This window comes from Bacteroides cutis (assembly GCF_900241005.1).
In the GTDB taxonomy this organism is placed as follows: domain Bacteria; phylum Bacteroidota; class Bacteroidia; order Bacteroidales; family Bacteroidaceae; genus Bacteroides; species Bacteroides cutis.
The window spans coordinates 1-20,447 of the sequence record NZ_OEST01000011.1; the positions used below are offsets into that span (position 1 = coordinate 1).

Genomic DNA, 20,447 nt, shown 5'->3' on the forward strand with positions numbered 1-20,447 from the left:
GTTTTGTTTGATTATTTTTTTGCAACACTAAGTTAAGTGAATCCTCTGACATGGCAAAATCCTGAGCAACTTTTTGTTGCTCAGGTACTTAAAAAAAATATTTTATAATAGTGTTGCGGAATTAAGGTAATTTATCTATCAGAGCTTTGCGTCTCAACTTATATCGTTGCAAATTAATACGCATAGCATGTGCTTTAGTCCGACCAGCATTGGGTGATATTCCTTTCCCTCTTTTAAAATATTCGGCAGCATCTCCTTTTAATTCTGTCGCAGTTTCTGTACTAACAAAATTATCATATTGTATAACTCGCACACCCAATCTAATAATGGATGATGTTTCATTATCGCTTTCAGCTTCATATACTAATGCCCATCCTATGCTACTGGAACCTAAATCTAAACCTAAAACTTTCTTCATAGTATATTATTAAAAAAATATTTTCAAATGTAATTATTTTATTTCTAAAATCCTTTGTTCATAAGGAATTTATTTCATATATTTGCGAAACTAAAATGAAGCAAATCACAATAAGGATTATTCCGTTGTGAAAACATTAGGTTCCCTCGTCCTTAACGGGGGATTTTTTATATGTTATCCCGAATAATTATATATTTCTGCCTGTCTGCCTGGATGAAGAATCTTTCCTATAAACTATAAGTTTCATCCCCCTAAACAATCTTCGTATCACTAAAAACTATATCTTTGTATGCCAATACGTTTTCGTCCGATAGATGTTTCTATTTCGTCCGATATATGTCGGACGATATTTCAAAAAATGTAGGACGAAATAGAAACAGTTGTCGAACGATTAGTATTTAACAAGCAACAAATAGTTTATTGAAGAGACAGGAATTATTTATCGAAGAAAACGCATTTATTCATTTAGAAACAGAAAGATATAGTCTATGAGTGCATATTATGACCTTTACGAAACACCTTCGCCCAAGGGGAAGGAAGACAAGAAATCCCTACACGCACGTATCTGTCCGCAAAAGACCTACACGCAGAAAGAGTTTGTGGAGCATGTGGCCATGTATCAGCATCTGCCCAAAAACCTTATAGGTGCGGCACTGGATGCTTGCATTGAGGAACTTTGCGAACTGCTGGCTGACGGGAACATCGTGGAACTGGGCGAACTGGGATTTTTCAGCACTTCACTGAAATGCCTGCGTCCGACGGATGATGACAAGACAAAAATCAGGGCAGAATCGGTGCAGTTCCAAAACGTACACTTACGTATCAGCAGCACATTCCGCCGGAAAATCAGACACGCCATGAGACTGGAACGAATTCACTCGAAAACCAAGAAATCGAAACAGATAATATCTACCGAAGAATCAAGGAAAGAAAAGCTGAAAGCGTTCCTCCAAAAGAATGTTTGCATCACCAAAAGCGAATACATCAGGCTCACGGGACTGACGAGGCATGCCGCCATTGACGAATTGAACAAATTCATTCTGCAAGGATTTCTGCGCCGCCGCGGATTGGGCAGGTCAACGGTTTATATCAGGCAGCAGGAGGAAGCGAATGGATAATTATTTATAGGTCGATTATTTTTCATTCTGTACCCGAAAAGTAATCTGAAAAAATCGAATAACGGAAATCTTATAAAACAAAACGACATGGAAGCAACAGAAACCAAACCTGGTACCCAATGGTTCGTCTTTTTCAAAGACCAACTGCTGCTGAGAAAAGGATATACCGAGAAAGGGGAAATAAGATATAGCATACCTGTCAGCACCGAACCGCCTGTGAAACCGGCACAGGAAGCACATATTCACAATGTATTTCCACCCAACGGTAAACAGGTGCGAGCATTTGCCGTAGAACAACCGATAACCGAAACAGACGAATGGGTGATGATCGGATTGCGGGCTTCATATGAATACATCACAACAGACGAATATCGTTCTGCAGGAAAAGCATACCAGATACTCTATTGGGATGAGCATAGCCGCTTCTGCCCTGTATGTGGTACGGCTATGGAACAGCAAACTCCTATCATGAAAAAATGCCCCAATTGCGGAAATGAAATGTATCCTCCTGTTTCCACTGCTATCATTGTACTGATAAGGAAAGGTAAAGAAATCCTGTTGGTACATGCCCGTAACTTCCGCGGCACATTCTACGGATTAGTAGCCGGATTTTTGGAAGCCGGAGAAACTTTGGAAGAATGTGTGCACAGGGAGGTGCTGGAGGAAACCGGATTAAAAGTAAAGAACATCCAATATTTCGGTAATCAGCCCTGGCCCTACCCCAGTGGATTGATGGTAGGATTTGTCGCTGATTATGAAAGTGGAGAAATCAAACTGCAAGATGAAGAACTGAGTGCCGCAGGTTTCTATTCAAAAGATAATCTGCCGGAGATACCTCGCAAACTCAGTATTGCGAGAAAACTGATTGACTGGTGGCTGGAAAATGGAGATGATGGGAGAGGTGATAAAATGGTAAAGTAACAGGATGACGAGGTGACATTACAATAAAAACAGATTGCGGAAAACACGCTCTCACAAACGAACAACTACGAATGAAACGACTCTCATTCACATCAACCAATCGGCGTGCAACCGCAATCTGTAGTACTATCTGTTAACTGTTGACCTCTGTCGCATATAAAAACAGCATTTAACGCAGAATGATTACGAAGACTGGCTTAAAGAAAATGAAAGAAGCTTAATACAATCGGAATGATCACGATAGAAAAGAAAAGGGTGCAAACATCAAAACTGTTTACACCCTTCCTGTTTTAGGTCTGATTACCTTTTAAATTCCCAATGACTTGCGTACAGCTTCAACTTTCTTTTCAGCTTCAGCATCAGCACTCTTATAGCATTTCGGACAACCCATTTCACCCTTCACTTCGATATAGAACTTAATCTTCGGTTCGGTACCTGAAGGACGAACAGAAATCTTCGTACCGTCTTCCGTGAAATATTGCAGTACATTGGATGTTTCAGGCATATCCAGTTCGTTTACATCGCCCTGAACATCGGTAACTTTCAAAGTCTTGTAATCCTTAATCAGTTTAACGGCAGAACCACCGATTTCTTTCGGAGGATTGGCACGGAAATTATCCATCATAGCCTTAATCTCATCGGCGCCACTCTTACCCGGTTTAACTACGTTTACGGTAGTTTCCTTGGAGAAACCATATTCTACGTAGATATCCATCAGTACATCATACAGCGTCTTACCCTGATCTTTCGCCCAAGCGCAGATCTCAGCCAACAGTGAACAAGCTGAAACGGCATCTTTGTCGCGTACAAAATCTTCTGCCAAGAATCCATAACTTTCTTCACCGCCACCGATATATTGTTGCTTGCCTTCACTCAAACGTATTTCACGAGCAATCCACTTGAAACCGGTATAGCAGTCGCGCATCTCAATCTTATTCTTATCGGCCACAGCTTTGATGAGTTCAGTAGTCACAATGGTCTTTACAATGAAATCATTCGGTTTCATCTTACCCATAGCTATGCGGTTCTTGATGATATAATACAAGAAGATCAAACAAGTCTGATTACCGTTAATCAATACCCATTCGCCTTTATCATCCTTGCAAGCCATACCTACACGGTCGGCATCAGGGTCACTTGCCATTACGATGTCAGCATCAATCTTCTTAGCCAATGCTATCGCCATGGAAAGTGCTTCGGCATTTTCCGGGTTCGGAGATACAACAGTCGGGAAGTTACCATCTTTCACCATCTGCTCGGATACGCAATTTACATTCTCAAATCCCCATTCTTTCAGAGAAGCAGGGATAAGCACTCTACCTGCACCATGAAGCGGAGTATAAACAATACTGAGATCCTTCTGACGCTTGATGACTTCAGGATCGATGGAAATGGAATGTACTTTATCCAAATACACTTTATCTACATCCTTACCGATTACCTGAATTAAATCTTTGTTGCCTTTGAACTTAATATCGGCAACAGTCACCTTATTTACCTCATCAATGATACCTGTATCATGTGGAGCCAGTACTTGTGCACCATCATCCCAATAAGCTTTATAACCGTTATACTCTCTCGGATTGTGACTTGCAGTGATATTGATGCCACTTTGGCAACCGAAGTGACGGATCGCAAACGAAACTTCCGGAGTAGGGCGTAAATCTTCAAAAAGATATACCTTGATACCGTTGGCAGAGAAGATATCAGCAGAGATCTCAGCAAAAAGGCGGCTGTTGTTACGGCAGTCATGACCCACCACGACAGAAATCTGCTTCATATCCTTGAAATTCTTGTTCAGATAGTTGGACAAGCCCTGGGTAGCTGCACCTACCGTATAGATATTCATACGGTTGGTACCCACTCCCATGATGCCGCGCAAACCACCTGTGCCAAATTCCAGGTCTTTATAAAAACACTCAATCAGTTCGGTTTTATCTGGATTTTCTAACATACGTTTTACTTCAGCCTGAGTTTCGGCATCGTATGCCGGGGTAAGCCATTTTTCCGCTTTCTCAGTCACCTGCTTGATCAGTTCTTGATTTTCCATAAGAATATTTTTAATATTAAAGGTTAATACTCCAATTATTTGTTAAGACACAAATGTAGAAGATTAAGTTCAATTATCCTAATTTTTTTTACTACAGATTCACAGATTTGTACAGTATTTACAAAGAACATGAACAAGCTGTAAACCAACCCAGACCATCATTCTGGTATTTTATATCTGTCTCCGGTCTGTTTCACATATTCTTCCAGAAATTCCTTGGGATAGCCCGGACGAACCACCCCGGCAGGCTGACCGATAGCGTTGCGTTCAAACTTACCGTCTTTCATACGGCGCACTACACCATCGTTGTACTTCACGATGATAAACTCACCAAGACGTTTCCAAGTATCGAAAGTGCTTTGGGCAGTCATATTGGTATAATTGGTAAGGAACGACTTTGCCTGAGCCGGGTCTTTCTCCAGAAGTTTGGCTGCGGCAGCTTCAATGCCTTCCTGAGCTTCATTGAAAGTGTTTTCAAGCTCTGTCTGAGTAGCACGGACGTCACCAATCATCAAGTCGTAACGGGGATAAACCATGTTGGCAACCCAGTTGAAAATCCAGAAGGATGAGTTCCAGGAGAAAGTGATATAATCGGCGCCATCCACGCGGGAGTAGCAAACGGGAACTTTATCCGTGCAGCAATATACGGGAGTAAACACCGTCATATTAGCGTCGTCCGTGCCGAACCAAAGTACTCCACCGATGGCATCGGGCAGATTGGAGCGCATCTGTGCAACAAAGACAAAACCGCTCTGCTGGGTAGAGATGGGGCGTTCATTGAAATACTCCTTGTCGCCTACCTTGAATGAAAGCGGAGAAAGACGGTAGGGAGTGTGATAAGGACCTGCACCGAAATCTTTGCTGATATCAAGGGGAGTTCCTTCGTAGTGATCGCGCATGGCGTTTTTTACGTCTTGTACCGAGATTTTGCGGTTAGGGCGTACAAACAACGGCATAGGAGTTTGTGTCTTACCTTCGATATAGGGAAGAAACTCGTTGCCACGGTCGGTAAACATATTGAAGTAGCTCCATACGCGGGCTTCGCAATAACGAAGGGCACCAAAATCGAGCGGCGCATAAGCGTTGGCAAAGCTGAAATCCTTGTTTACACCCTCAAAATAACCTTTCTCACGGGCAAAGGAAATAACATCCGAGGAATACATGCAGTTGTTCTTGTCGTTCATATCGAACTGATGGATACGGCTTTGGTTGGCATGTGCAGAGATGCAATCATCGGGTACACGAACAGCTACCCACACAGCACCACGCACACCGGGACCTTTGCCAATCATTTCCATAATCCAGATTTCGTTAGGGTCGGCAATGGTAAACGACTCACCGCTACTGTAATAGCCATATTCCTGTACCAATCCGGTCATTATCTTGATGGCCTCACGGGCTGTGCGCGAACGTTGCAGCCCCAAGTAAATCAAACTGCCGTAATCAATGATACCTGTTGTATCGACTAATTCCGGACGCCCTCCAAAAGTAGTTTCACCGATAGTAACCTGAAATTCGTTCATGTTACCGATGACATTATAAGTCTGGCGCGCCTGTTCTATTTGACCGAGATACTTGCCGGTATCCCACTCGTGTACATCAATCAGCGTACCTTTCTTGTGCATACCTGCGGGATAATGATATAACTCGCCGAACAACCCGTAAGAGTCGGCAGAATAAGAAACGATGGTAGAACCGTCCGTCGAGGCATTTTTACCAACAATCAGGTTGGTACAGGCAAGTGCGTTCACCACTGCCACAGCCACAAACAAGACGGAAAGAGTCAGTCTTTTGGTTTTCATACTTTAGCTATTTATAATGTTATTAATTCAGTTTACCACAGATTAGGCAGATATTTGCATCTTACCACGTAAAATGAAACTGTTTCGTAGTCTCATTTCCGCAGCCATCCGTCACAGTCATTTCCACAATATGCTTACCGCCTTTCCTGACATGCTTCGGGTCGAGTTCACACACCAGATTGCCACTTATAGAATTGGGTTTGCCGAACAAGGCATATTCCCCGTCAATCGTACCACGGTACTTGTTGACGCCTGTTTCTTTATCTTTCGCTCTCAAAACGATACGTCCCGTGCGCCCCCACTGTTGAGGATTTACCGGAATTATTTCAGGAGGAATGGTATCGATGGCTACGGTATAAGTTCCCAGTTCGCGAATACGGGCTTTCATAAAACCGTCTTCATATTTACCGCCTACACTATATTTTCCTCCACGGGGAGTAACAGAAGCTACATAATATTTTGATACATCCTCCAGAAACAGGCGGCGGAGCCCGATACGCATCTCGCAATAATCATGCAGGGGGATACGGGTATCATTCAATTGATAAGTAAATGCGATGTCTCCGCTATCGGCACGTACCTCATAGTTCAGCCAGGCATCATCATAGAGCATGCCACGCGGAATAACCAGTTCCATACCCGGTTCCTGTAGATAATTTGTCCGGTTCCATTTAAAGGCATACTTCTCCCGATGTTCCACCGGACGAATATCCGTCTTCTTGCCCTGCACTGTGAAACGTACCTTCGAGGTATTTCCAAGCGCGTCCTTCAATGTATAGACAAACTGATAAGGGCGTTCCTCATTGATATCTACCAGCCCGCGATTTCCATTGGATGCCCGAAGCATACGCAGGCGGTTTCCCGGTTCAATGAACGACTTCATAAACTCACCTTGAGTCCACGAATTGATATAACGGTTTTCATTGTACGAAAAACGGTCTACTACACTTCGGAACACTTCTTTTCCATCCACTTCAAGGATGACGGTGTGCACTCCATAACGGTTACCTACTCCATCCATACGGTCGTAAGCACGAATACCCACTCCTATTACCCCCCAAGCTGTTATAGGTTTCACAGGATGTGCAGGAAATACCCGGCGATCCTGCTTCCCCTCCACAACACCCTTGCCCGGTTGCGGAAAGAACATAAGTCCCTCGGCTCGTGGCGCAGTCTTATCCTTCACTTTCGCCTTGAAGAAAGGGAGCGGGTCTACATAGTCTCCCGTCTCTGCCTCAATCATATCCAGATGCAGATGCGGACCGAACGAATACCCGGTGTTCCCGCTCAAGGCAATCACCTGCCCTGCCTTTACGGGATATTCATCCGGTTCGGGAGTAATCTCTACCTCCCAACTCTCCTTTTCGTATTGCAACGCTTCCACCCTCTCGGCTATCGGCGACACAAAAGCGCTGAGGTGGCGGTTGATGGTGGAATAGCCATTATCGTATGCCACATCGAGCACATAGCCCGAACCATGCGTCACCCGTATGCGCGAGATATGTCCGTCTGCCAAAGCATGTACCTGTTTTCCGATAGTTCCGCCGGTCTTGAAATCCAGTCCGCCGTGAAAGTGGTTGGCGCGTATCTCGCCGAAGTTGCCGGAGAAAGTAATGGGAAAATCAAAAGGAGGAGTAAAAGTTGCTTCTTGCGCTTGCGCCCCTGTTGTTGTCAATAGCAAGAAAGAATATAAGATAGGTTTGATAGATATTTTCATTCTAATAAGTCATTTCAAAACAAGGGCAAAGATAAAAATAATCCCTATCTTTGCCACATAAATACAGGAAATAAACAATGAGAAACTTTTGCATCTGGTGCGTCATCTGCCTGACATTCCTGCCGATATCCGGTACTATTCTTGCCGCAAACACTCCGAAGTCCGCCCAAACTACCGACAGCCTACTCACCGAAAAGCACATCCGCAGCATCTATTTGTCAATGCCCGACAGTGCCCTGCACCTGCTCAATGAAGCCGAAGCATCCCACCGGATGCAACCTTTCCGCATCGACATTCTGCGTTGCATGGTCTACGAAAGCCTGGGCATGTATGCCCTGAAAGAGCGCTACCTCCGGCGTGTCCTCACTACCGACTCCGTACAAACGGTTCCTGCCCGCAAGCTGAAAATGCTGACACAGCTTGCCGCTGTTCTTGAGCGTCAGAACAAGTACGAGGAAGGCATACGCATCTGTTCCGAAGCTATCGGCTTGGCGCAGGCACAGGAGCAGAAAGCGATGGAAAGCGAACTGCTATTCACCATCGGACGGATATACGGCGGCATGCAGCGCAGGGACGAAGCCCTGCAATACATGTACCGTTCCATCGACCTGCTGAAAGGCAGCGACAACGTACGCGAACTGGCATACCTGTCCACATACTACGGCGACCTGTCCTCCTACCTCAACGACAGCCACCGCAACGGTGAGGCAATCAAGATATGCCGGCAGCGCCTCGACGTCATCCATCGCATGAGTGGCATGTCCGGCCCGCCTCCCGGCTATATCGACCAGCAATATGGATACCTGTATTCCAAGCTCGCCTGGTATTATCAGCAAGAGGGAGAAACCCGGAAAGCCGCCGAGGCGTGCCGCAACTACCTTGCCACCGCCTTCTCTTCCTCCCAAGTGGGACAAGTTGAAATCGTTCCTTACCTGCTGCACAACCACCAGTACCATGAAGCATTGCAGCGCCTGGACAATTACGCCGCCATTTTCCAGGGAGCCGATACCATCAGCTACAACTACACCACGTTATTGAGTTATTATGCCCAAGCCTATCGCGGACTGGGCAATCAGGAACCGGCAAACAGCTACCTGCAACGTATCATCCATGTAAACGACCATATCTATCAACGTGAAAAGGCAAGCCAGGCACACGAATTCGCCATCTTGTACCAAACGCAGGAGAAAGACATGCAGATACGCGAGACTCAGGCTGAGCTCAAACGCCAATACATCCTTTTCGCCGCCTCCAGTCTCGTAGCCTTGCTGTTGGTAATCTTGCTGTGGGAAAAGCACCTCAACCTGCGCCGCACCCGTGAGCGTAACCGCATCGCCGTCTGCCAGATAGACGAGTTGCTGGCACAGAAGGAGGAACTGCGCAAGGCATACGCGGAAATAGAAAAGGAAGAGGCCGAAGAGAAGCAGGCAGCCGTCCAGGAGGTAAAAGACGAAGAGAACCGTCTCCGTTTCATGCAAATGGAAGCCTCGCTGATATCCGGCAAGCTTTTCCTGAACCCCAATATGACCCGTGAAGACCTGATGAAAATAGCCGGTCTCAGCAAGAACCGCCTCAGCGCTCTCTTGCAGGAGCAAGCCAACGATAACCTCAGCGGCTACCTCAACCGTCTCCGTGTGGAGTACTCCGTAGCATTGCTGAAGGAGAAAGACAAATTCACGATAGACGCCATAGCCACCCTGTCGGGCTTCAACAGCCGTAGCGCCTACTACACAGCCTTCAATAAGGTTTTCCATCTGTCGCCGGCACAATATCGGGATAGTCTTTAAGGGAGTTTCCGGGTCACATCCTCTTCCCTTTCCATCCCTCACCCCCGCCAGATACCCTTCTGAGCGGGGGTGAGACATTTCAGGACATCAAAGCGACAAATCAGGACAAGGAGAAGACTACAAAAAATGGCGGTCTTATAGTTTGTTTATACATTCGCTGCCAATTCAGCATCCGGTGATACCCGGTATCCCACGGGACAGGCTGAAAACGATAAAGGCAAACAAAAAACCTATATGGAATGCGAAACTATAAACAAGTAAACATCATGAGAGTACTAAAGGAAGAAAGATGGGCACTGGTACGAACCGTTACCGCCATCTGCATCACCGCCCTGACACTGGTATGCCTGATATTGGCGGCAGGATGCACCAACGACCTGACTGCCATCACCGAGAACCGGGGAACCGGCGAAACGCTGGCACTGGGCACACTGACTACCCGACCTGCCACTACCCCCGCCACCCGCGCCGATGCCGCAGTTCCCGATGCCACCGACTGGCAAGGCTTCCGCACCGCCGACCAACTGCACGTCACCATCGCCGCCGGAGAGGGCGCCACGTTCACCCGCTCCTCGGGACTCTACGAATACACCACCACCGGAAACGTACCGGGCAGCGGCACCTGGACAGCCTCCGCACCCGCCTACTGGCAAAGAGCCGCAGGCAACACGCTCACCCTGTGGCGAGGTCCCGACACCGACGCCACTACCCCCGGCGCCTACGACATGCCGTTGACCTACGAAACCGATGCCACCCAAGGCCATGCCCTCAATGCCTGGGATGGAAACGCCTACACCGTCGATGCCGATAAATGGCGCATCATGGACTTGCTGCGCTACTGTTCCGCCGATGCCGACCTTCCCACCGCCGCTACCGGGATACCCGCCACCGGCTCTCCCCTCGACCTCATCCTGAAACACAGCATGGCGCAACTATGTGTAGAGCTGCTGCCGGGTGAAGGCATGACCACCCAAGAGCTGCAAGCCCAAGTCACCGTACATCTGAAATCCGCCGCCTCCACCTTCACCATGCAGACCGACGGACGCCCCGCTATCTACAACTTCGAGAACGAGCAGAACCGCCAGGACGTGCGCCTGCTGAAGAACGGCGCCACCTCCCTGAAGTTCTACGCCCTGATGCTGCCGGGACAAACCTTTGGCACAGACCGGGCGATGATGAGCCTGCATATAGGCGACACGCACTTCAGCTACACCCCCGGCACTCCCCTCACCACCACCGAAAACACCTGCCACAAACTGGTGCTGCAAGTGAACCGTACCGGAGTGAGCGCCCTCAGCGTCACCTCCACCGGATGGCAAGACCCGACGGTGATTACGCAGCCCGATGAAGCGGAAGCGGAAGGGATACTGGTTATCAACGAGACGCCGGGCACCCTAAAGGATAACGCCACCCTGCTGAACGCCTTGAAAAACGCTACCCAAGAAAGCCCTGTCGGTCTGATAATCACCGGAAAGATAAATAACACGGATCTTGCAGATTTGAGCACACTCATGAAATATACGGATGGCGGCACCAAGAAGTTCAAAGTAAGTTCACTTGCCATTTATGCAACCGGCGGAACAACTCTTCCTAATTATTTCGCCAGTAACAGTCCTAATCCGAACCCCGCATTGAAAAAAGTAATACTCCCGGAAGGGATAACAGATACCGGACAAATATCATTCTATAATTGTACGGCACTGACAGACGTCACCCTGCCCGACGGATTGACGATTATAAATAACAACGCATTCCGGGCATGTAAGGCATTGAAAAGTATCAAACTGCCCGAGACGGTGACATACATAGGAACTTTAGCTTTCTACCAATGCTATGTATTAGAGAGCATCGACATCCCCGAGAAGGTGAAGAAAATAGGAGAGCAAGCATTCCATAATTGCCAGAAACTGAAAAGTATCAAACTGCCCGATAACTTGGAAAGTATAGAGAAACAAGCATTCAAGGATTGCCTTGTATTAGAGAGCATCGACATCCCCGAGAAGGTGAAGAAAATAGGAGAACAAGCATTCTATAATTGCTCGAAACTGAAAAGTATCAAACTGCCCGAAGACTTGGAAAGTATTGAGAAACAAGCATTCGATTACTGCGCTGTATTAGAGAGCATCGACCTCCCCGACAAAACAAAAGATATAGGAGAGCAAGCATTTGCCAATTGTACCGGTCTGACAAGCCTAACGACAGGAGACGGAATGATAAACATTGGAAAGGAAGCATTCTTAAATGATACCCGGTTACAAAGTGCTGCTATAAAATCGGCCCAAACTATAGGAGAAGCCGCTTTCTACAATTGCCCAAACCTGAGTAGTGTAACCATAAACTCAGTCATAAACATAGGCTCCGAAGCATTCAGAAAATGCACAAGTCTGAAAAGCATCACCCTGCCACAGACGATAACCGGCATAGGAACTTTCGCGTTCGCCGGTTCGGGACTGACAAGCATCACCATTCCGGGGTCGGTGAAGCAACTATCAAACGAAGCTTTCAATGGATGCACCCTATTAAGAACCGCTACCCTGGAGGAGGGAGTGGAAACCATTGGAAGCAACGCGTTCACCGGCTGTGAGGAACTGACAGTCATCAATATCGCATCGACCGTAACAAGCATAGGAAGCTACGCGTTCAATATATGCCCAAAGTTGGCAACCGTTACCTTCGCAGGAGCGGCTCCACAATTGAACAGTCTTGGGCAAAGTGCATTCCAATCATGCGAAGCGTTGACAAGCATCAACATCCCCGACAACGTAACTACACTGGCCACACGTACATTCAATGGTTGCGCCAAACTGGCAAGCGTAAAGCTCCCTAAACACCTGGAGAGTATAGGACAATACGCGTTCCAGGAATGCGCGGAACTGGCAGAACTCGACATACCCGAAAGCGTGACGAAAATTGATGATTACGCATTCAATAAATGTACGAAACTGACAACCGTTACCTTCGCAGGGCAGACGCCACTATTGAGCAACATAGGAGCAAATGCATTCTACGGATGCCAGAAGTTGGCGAACATCACCCTGCCCAATAAGGTGGAAACGATAGGACAATCCGCCTTCTATGGTTGCACAAGCCTGACAAGCATCAGAATTCCCGACAACGTGCCCCAAATAGCCACAAAAACATTCCAAAGCTGTAGCGGACTAGTCACCGTTGTCCTTCCCAAAAATCTGACAAGTATAGGTGACTATGCCTTCAACGCTTGTGGCGTATTGGCAAACTTTGTTTATACAGGTTCCACATTACCAACTCCAACCGTGAGTACAACTGCCTACTCTGCAATCTATAAACTCAAGTACCTGTTCCTCCCCAACTATACATCCACCCTAACAGGACCAAGCCTCACTTGGGCAGGCAAAACCTGGAAGAACATCCATTACAATGCAAATACCGGTACAGACCTGAGCACCATCGACGCCCTGACGAATACCGGCAATTATCAGAATCATATAACACAATAACCCATATTAATACAAACTTATGGTAGCAACAATCATCCGAATATTCAATGTCCTGCGCACATTCGCTCTAAAGCGTTCCTTTGTCCAGAGACACCTTTTTGCCCCAACGCTCATGCTCGTTTCGGCATTCCTTCTCGCCGCATGCACCGGGCAACTGACGCTCCCCGGTGAAGACGAAAGCGGAAAAACCTCTCCCGAAGCCCTCGTGGGGCAACCGATACAGATAGGCAATGCACTCTCCGCCAGTGCAGTGACCCGTGCGGATGGAGCCGTAGCGACGGACAACGACTTCCCCCGGGTGGGCAGCACGATGACCGTCTTCCTCACCATTCCCGCTGCAGATACCCCCGACCACAAACCCCGGCGCTTGCAGTCCAACTATACCTGCACCCATCGAAATTACGATGACGCCGCACATACCGTGACCTCCGCCACCTGGACGGCAGACGATGCCGACGGAAACAGCCCCCTATGCTGGCAGTATGCCGACGCGCGGCATATATTCGCCGCCATTTCTCCCGCCATCCCCCTTACGGAATACCCCGTGAGCGATGCCGACGGCACGGAAAGCCCGTTGCCGGCAGCCACCTTCACCCTGCCCGACACCTTCGACGAGCAAAGTTACGAGTATTGGAGAAGCTTACGTACCACGTACCGCGCCTGTATCGTGGAGAAACCCACCGCCACTCCCATCGAACTGAAAATGCGCAAAGCGCTGACAGAGGTGGAAATAGCCAGCGACCTTTCCTATGAGTATAATGAGGCCATGCTCTACCAAGTGCCCCGCACCGCCTTTTTCAACCCCACCACGGGAGAGGTAACCGCCCTGCGCGGGGGCGTCACCGCCACACTCAGCGATGACGGCGACGGCACGGCGGACAGTGACAAATTCATTCCCGATTACACCATCGGAGGAGAACTTGCGGCTACCGGAAATATCACCGCTTACAAAGTCGATGCTTGGGGTATGCTTTATCGTGCCCTCCTCTTGCCCACCGCATACTATGAAAGCGGCGACAACCGATGTGACGGCAGCGGCTCGCTCTCTTACTTTTTCACTGATACAGACGGAATAAGCCACCTCTACAAGAATGAGATTCACGCGGGAATGGATGCCAATGGCAATCCCGTTGCCGATGGCGGTTTCTGCCCCGGAAGCGTGCTGCAAATAATGAATAGCCTATATATTGACAGTAGCGAGATCAAACTACTCCATTGTGATGGAACCTATGCCGGCGGTACAAAAATCATCCATGAGCTAAACGCTTTGAAGGAGCTGGGTACGGAAACCCACCTCTACTCTATTCTTCTCACCGGTCCGTTAGGAGAACGGGAACAGGAGATAATGCAGGCATTGGCGGATATGGCGCAGGCTACAGAGATAGGAAGTGTATATGTAGAGCAAGTCCACGAGATAACCGATGGGCTGTTTAAGGATTGCAGTAATATAGATGCTTTTATTTTCCCCAAAGCCACCACAATAGGCAGTAAAATCACTGCCGGTTCAGAAAGCGATATGTATATATACTACATCCCGGCGGCTAAGAAAATCGCTTCCGATGCTTTCAGCGGATGCAAAGGTTTCAACCTATGCCTATCCGGCATCGATAAGAACGGCTCGTTCTTCCTGCCCGAGTTCAGTAAAGATGCAGATACCCAAATAAAAAATCTCTACCTCTTTAACCTTCCCGAAAACTATTTTGAAGCAACAGGAGGGGCATTACTGGATGACGAACGCCAAGAACAATTGGAAAAATGTATGAAGTTTATAGGAACTGAAGATAGTGATCATATCGTAACCGGAGAATTGAGTTTGGGCGAATAAGCCGGACAATAACAGATAAGCAACCAACGGCAACCCAACAAGCGATAACAACCCGGCAAGTAATATCTCAAAGAAACTTACTCAGAATAATAACTTATAATATATGATAATAATGAAAACAACATTTCACACCCCGGAGACTCTTCTCCATCATCTGCTCCACGGAGCAACCATCTTCCTGATGGCAACATCAGTAATCATCACCACCGCCTGCGGAAGCAGCGATGACCCGGCAGTGGAGCCCGTGCCGCCCATCTTGAGCACTCCCATCAACCTGACACCGCTACTGACGCCCGCCACCGGCCAAAGCGGAACAGTGACCCGCCTTGCCATCGGTGCCACGGCATTCGACAACGATGATGTATTGGGCATCTACCTGGCACACACGGCCGGCGCCACCGCCGAACAGCCCATCACAGCCGCCATCGCCCCCTTGAACGCCAAGTGGCAGAACGGCACTTACACCGGCGACCAGACCCTCTACTGGCAAAACACGACGGATATGCACACCCTCTACGCCTACTTCCCCCACACAACAAGCGTAGACGCGGGGTTTAAAGCTCCCGCCACCCTCCTTGCCAACCAGAACGCCGCCACCGCCGCAGCCGACTATGAAGCCGCCGACCTGCTGTGGGGCAAGTTATCCACCACCGCCCTGCAAACGGTCAGCGTCCCCATGCAACACTGCATGAGCGAGGTCACCGTCACCATCGCCCCGGGCAGCGGATTTGCCATCGACGAGCCCCTGCCCGCCATCAGCAAGGTAGACTTGCTATGCGCCGACGGCTTCTGCCTGAACGGCACATGGGACCTTGCCGACGGAAGCATCACAGCCGCTGCCGCCACCGCCTCCACCACCGCGCTGACTGCCTACAGCCATGCCACCACCGCACAAGATGGAGACGCCCCCACCCTTGTCTATCGTGCCATCGTGATGCCGGGACAGGTCTTCGTGAAAAGCGCCGACTTTATCCGCGCCACCACCACGGACGGCACCACTTATACCTACAAGCTCGCGATAAAAGACGCTGCCGATGAACCCGCAGACCTCACCGCCACCGCCAACCATACCTATACCTTTGCCCTGAAACTGAACAAAAGCACACTCAACCTGACGCAAAGCACATTCAGCGTAAGCTCCTGGACATCGGGAGAACCGATTGAGGGTGGAGCCGATATGGATTTATAAGACGCGGGAAAACTACGTTTCTGCTCTATAACATGGAGGGTGCGATGACAGTGTACCCTCCTTTTTTGTATCTTGGCAACATGTTTAACCCCTTAAACTCTTAAGGTTATGATTATCGGAGTACCCAAAGAAATCAAGAACAATGAGAACCGCGTAGGAATGACCCCTGCCGGAGTAGCCGAGTTGGTGAAAAAAGGTCATACAGTGTATGTGCAAGCCACGGCAGGCGCAAACAGCGGTTTCTCCGACGATGACTACATCGCCGTAGGTGCGCAAATCCTCCCCACCATCGAAAACACCTATGCCATAGCCGACATGATTGTCAAGGTAAAGGAACCCATTGCGCCGGAGTACAGACTGATTAAAAAGGGACAAGTGGTATTTACATACTTCCACTTTGCCGCCGATAAAGAACTGACCGAAGCCATGATAGCAAGCGGAGCCGTCTGCATTGCTTACGAAACGGTAGAGAAAGAAGACCATTCCCTGCCCCTGCTTACACCAATGAGCGAGGTTGCCGGACGCATGGCTACCCAAGTGGGCGCCCGTTTCCTGGAAAAGCCCCAAGGTGGAAAAGGTAAACTGATGGGAGGTGTGACAGGTGTACGCCCCGCACGGGTACTGATCCTTGGCGGTGGTATCGTAGGAACCAATGCCGCGCAGATAGCAGCCGGGATGGGTGCCGAGGTACTGATTACAGATATCAACCTTCCCCGCCTGCGTTACCTCAGCGAGGTATTGCCCAAGAATGTAAAGACGCTCTATTCTTCGACCCATAACATAAAGATGGAATTACCCACGATAGACCTTGTTATCGGTTCCGTCCTTATCCCCGGCGACAAAGCGCCGCACCTCATCACAAGGGATATGTTGAAGATGATGAAACCGGGCACGGTGCTTGTGGATGTCGCCATCGACCAAGGCGGTTGTTTTGAAACCTCCCACCCCACCACGCACAGCGAACCTACCTACATAATAGACGGTATTGTTCATTATGCCGTTGCCAATATTCCTGGCGCTGTACCCTTCACCTCGACCATGGCACTGACTAATGCCACGCTTCCCTATACCGTAGCATTGGCATGCAAAGGTTGGGAAAAAGCCTGCAAAGACGATCCGGCACTGGCTTTAGGACTGAATATAGTAGAAGGTAAAGTTACTTATAAAGCGGTAGCAGATGTATTCGGACTGAAGTATGAAAAGATGGAACTATAAATAGGAATTTAGGGGCGGTACCGCCCCTAAATTCCTATTTATCCAATATTTCCGTCATCAAACAAAAATTCCTTCTTCTTTGAATAGGCCCAAAACATGACAAGTATTGTTATACAAAGATTGAAAACGAAAGGAAACTCTTTGGAATTGGTATGAAACAAGGTTTGGAACAAATCTGTAATGAAAGGGGATAAGAGAATAGCCAAGTAATTCATCACCATGACAAAAGCCAATGCCAATGTAGTTTTCTGAGGTATGGCAGTATCTACTGTTTTATCGTAAATAAGGGGTTGAATGACTCCGTAGCCTAGACCAACCAGGATGCATCCCGGTACAATCATCCATTCTGTGGGTGAAATCCATATCAATAGCAAACCAACGGCAATGGACAAAAGACTATAAAATTTCGTCCTCCCTCCCATAAGTTTCACTATGTCATTCAACATAAACCCTGGAGCCATGATGGCTAAGAAGAACAAGGATATCATTATTCCCGAATTACCGCTGGAAAAATGATGTGCTTCCATCAAAAAAGGCAAATTGAAAGTTACCACCAAAACGACATACGTAACCAGACCGTAAAAAAGCATCAATTGTACAAGGTTACGGATATTAATTCCATATCTGCCCGAAATAAGCCCCGGAACTCCTTCCGGAACCGCAATTACTTGTGTTGTAGTTGTTGGAGACTGCCCCTTATCATTCTTCAGATAGGTTGTGAGTAAAAGTGAGACCAATGGTAACAGATACACTATAAAAGGTAAATGCCAGTCGGCTTCCGCCAGATATCCCGTTACAGCCGTCGCCATCACCAAGGTGACATTTGTGATTGCCGAACTATATCCAAACTGCTTCACCCGGTAAGTACCTGTAAAATAACGCGAAATCAGCCCTGTAGAAAGCGGAATAATCAGCCCTGAACCAATTCCCAACAGAGCACTGACAGTCATCAGTTGCCACATCTTATCGGAAAACAAATAAAGTACTCCACTTGCAGCAAACATCCATAAGCCTGTCCGCAGCAAACGGACAAAATCACGTTTCTCCGCCAATTTTCCCGCCAACAGTACAAAAGGAATAATCAATAAAGATGGCAGAGAAGTAAGCATTTGTATATCAAGCTCCGTAGCGTGCGGAAAAATAGTACTGAGCTGTCCCAAGATAGGCGAAACTGCCAAACCGGGCAAAGAAGTCAATGCTGAGATAGACCAAATGCCTATAAGTGTGATTAGAGGAATAGTCCCCCGTCCGGTATTGATTTTCATATTATGTATATTGAGTTGATTATGACGGAAAGAACAAAAGGGGTATGAGGAAAGTTCAAAGAAGATCGAAATGATAATTTAGTTTTCACCACACCCATTAATAAACGCCAAATAATGTAAAACGATGGAACTTTCTTCTATAAGAGCCGTTGATGGAGAACATTCGACGGGGAAAATCCTCGCCGCCTAAACCTTTAAAAACTTATAGTTATATGGAAGATTTGAATTTCAGAAAAGGAGATGCAAAAACCGAAGTATTCGGTTCAAACCGTATGTTGCAGCCCTCACCGGTAGAGAAAATACCTGACGGACCTACAACTCCCGAAATCGCTTATCAAATGGTAAAAGACGAAACCTTCGCTCAGACACAACCCCGCTTGAACTTGGCAACATTCGTAACTACTTATATGGATGACTATGCCACCAAGCTGATGAACGAAGCCATCAATATCAACTACATTGATGAAACCGAATATCCGCGCATCGCCGTAATGAACGGTAAATGTATCAACATTGTTGCCAACTTGTGGAACTCACCGGAAAAAGACACATGGAAAACAGGTGCACTTGCCATCGGTTCTTCAGAAGCATGTATGTTGGGGGGTGTAGCAGCCTGGCTACGCTGGCGCAAGAAACGTCAGGCACAAGGTAAGCCGTTCGACAAACCAAACTTCGTCATCTCAACCGGTTTCCAGGTGGTGTGGGAAAAATTCGCCCAATTGTGGCAGATCGAAATGCGCGAGGTACCCTTGACTCTTGACAAGACCACGCTCGACCCCGAAGAAGCTTTGAAGATGTGTGATGAGAACACTATCTGTATCGTACCTATCCAAGGTGTCACATGGACAGGACTCAATGATGATGTTGAAGCATTGGACAAAGCACTCGACGCTTACAATGCCAAGACCGGCTTCGATATTCCTATCCACGTAGACGCTGCCAGTGGTGGTTTCATCCTTCCGTTCCTCTATCCTGACACAAAATGGGATTTCCGTTTGAAATGGGTTCTCTCCATCAGTGTCAGCGGACATAAATTCGGCTTGGTTTATCCAGGTTTGGGATGGGTATGCTGGAAGGGTAAAGAATATCTGCCCGAAGAAATGGCGTTTAGCGTAAACTATCTGGGTGCCAACATCACTCAGGTCGGTTTGAACTTCTCCCGCCCCGCCGCACAAATTCTGGGGCAGTATTACCAGTTCATCCGTTTAGGATTTCAGGGTTACAAAGAAGTACAGTACAATTCACTGACAATCGCCAAATACATTCACGACGAAATAGGTAAAATGACCCCATTTGTAAACTACTCTAAAGATGTTGTGAACCCGTTGTTCATCTGGTACATGAAACCGGAATATGCAAAAACTGCAAAATGGACCTTATACGATTTACAGGATAAATTGTCGCAGCACGGTTGGATGGTTCCGGCCTATACTCTACCTGCCAAACTGGAAGATTATGTAGTGATGCGTGTGGTGGTTCGCCAAGGATTTAGCCGTGATATGGCAGATATGTTATTGGGCGACATCAAGAATGCTATCGGTGAACTCGAAAAGCTCGACTACCCGACTCCTACCCGTACGGCTCAAGAGAAGAATTTGCCGGTAGAAGCTAAGATGTTCAATCATGGCGGTCGTCGTAATAAGAAAAAGTAATAACTTGACAAT

13 protein-coding genes are annotated in these 20,447 nt (G+C 47.7%); 8 read left to right on the forward strand and 5 right to left on the reverse strand.

The features are described from left to right. Positions 1-121 precede the first annotated feature (121 nt). The gene (locus C1A09_RS15825) at positions 122-418 is read right to left on the reverse strand and encodes a hypothetical protein (protein ID WP_101546100.1); all 297 of its coding nucleotides are present in this window, start codon (positions 416-418) and stop codon (positions 122-124) included. 488 nt (positions 419-906) lie between these two features. Here C1A09_RS15825 and C1A09_RS15830 point away from each other — a divergent pair, with 488 nt between their 5' ends. Further along, positions 907-1,536, forward strand: coding sequence for an HU family DNA-binding protein (locus tag C1A09_RS15830; protein WP_101546102.1), 630 nt, complete (start codon positions 907-909; stop codon positions 1,534-1,536). Positions 1,537-1,623: 87 nt separating this feature from the next. Beyond that, positions 1,624-2,457, forward strand: coding sequence for an NAD(+) diphosphatase (gene nudC / locus C1A09_RS15835; protein WP_101546104.1), 834 nt, complete (start codon positions 1,624-1,626; stop codon positions 2,455-2,457). Positions 2,458-2,764: 307 nt separating this feature from the next. Here nudC and C1A09_RS15840 read toward each other — a convergent pair whose 3' ends face one another. From C1A09_RS15840 to C1A09_RS15850, 3 genes are all read right to left on the reverse strand, one after another. After that, positions 2,765-4,507 carry a phospho-sugar mutase gene (locus C1A09_RS15840; RefSeq protein WP_101546106.1) on the reverse strand — a complete coding sequence of 581 codons (1,743 nt, stop codon included), beginning with the start codon at positions 4,505-4,507 and terminating at the stop codon, positions 2,765-2,767. 158 nt (positions 4,508-4,665) lie between these two features. After that, positions 4,666-6,309, reverse strand: a complete 1,644-nt coding sequence (locus C1A09_RS15845; RefSeq protein WP_180949237.1) for a C69 family dipeptidase — start codon at positions 6,307-6,309, stop codon at positions 4,666-4,668. A 61-nt stretch (positions 6,310-6,370) separates the two neighbouring features. Beyond that, complete coding sequence (locus C1A09_RS15850; protein ID WP_101546108.1) at positions 6,371-8,026, reverse strand: M23 family metallopeptidase; 1,656 nt, start codon at positions 8,024-8,026, stop codon at positions 6,371-6,373. A gap of 77 nt (positions 8,027-8,103) precedes the next feature. On the opposite strand from C1A09_RS15850, the gene C1A09_RS15855 reads away from it, so the two are divergent. The 5 genes from C1A09_RS15855 to ald all read left to right on the forward strand — a co-directional run bounded on the left by C1A09_RS15855 (position 8,104) and on the right by ald (position 17,518). After that, positions 8,104-9,813 carry an AraC family transcriptional regulator gene (locus C1A09_RS15855; protein ID WP_101546111.1) on the forward strand — a complete coding sequence of 570 codons (1,710 nt, stop codon included), beginning with the start codon at positions 8,104-8,106 and terminating at the stop codon, positions 9,811-9,813. A gap of 266 nt (positions 9,814-10,079) precedes the next feature. Further along, on the forward strand, positions 10,080-13,289 hold the full coding sequence (locus C1A09_RS15860; protein WP_180949238.1) for a leucine-rich repeat protein: 3,210 nt from the start codon (positions 10,080-10,082) through the stop codon (positions 13,287-13,289). A 19-nt stretch (positions 13,290-13,308) separates the two neighbouring features. Then, on the forward strand, positions 13,309-15,114 hold the full coding sequence (locus tag C1A09_RS15865) for a fimbrillin family protein (RefSeq protein ID WP_145998997.1): 1,806 nt from the start codon (positions 13,309-13,311) through the stop codon (positions 15,112-15,114). Positions 15,115-15,226: 112 nt separating this feature from the next. Continuing rightward, positions 15,227-16,303: a fimbrillin family protein gene (locus C1A09_RS15870; protein ID WP_145998998.1), complete on the forward strand. Its 1,077-nt coding sequence runs from the start codon at positions 15,227-15,229 to the stop codon at positions 16,301-16,303. Between the two features lie 108 nt (positions 16,304-16,411). Beyond that, positions 16,412-17,518, forward strand: a complete 1,107-nt coding sequence (gene ald / locus C1A09_RS15875) for an alanine dehydrogenase (RefSeq protein ID WP_101546120.1) — start codon at positions 16,412-16,414, stop codon at positions 17,516-17,518. A gap of 38 nt (positions 17,519-17,556) precedes the next feature. Here the strand turns inward: ald and C1A09_RS15880 are convergent, their stop codons facing one another. Next, complete coding sequence (locus tag C1A09_RS15880; protein ID WP_101546122.1) at positions 17,557-18,783, reverse strand: MFS transporter; 1,227 nt, start codon at positions 18,781-18,783, stop codon at positions 17,557-17,559. 212 nt (positions 18,784-18,995) lie between these two features. Between C1A09_RS15880 and gad the strand changes: the two genes are divergently transcribed. After that, positions 18,996-20,435 (forward strand): glutamate decarboxylase, encoded by a 1,440-nt coding sequence (gene gad / locus C1A09_RS15885; RefSeq protein WP_101546124.1) that lies wholly within the window; start codon positions 18,996-18,998, stop codon positions 20,433-20,435. Positions 20,436-20,447 lie beyond the last annotated feature (12 nt).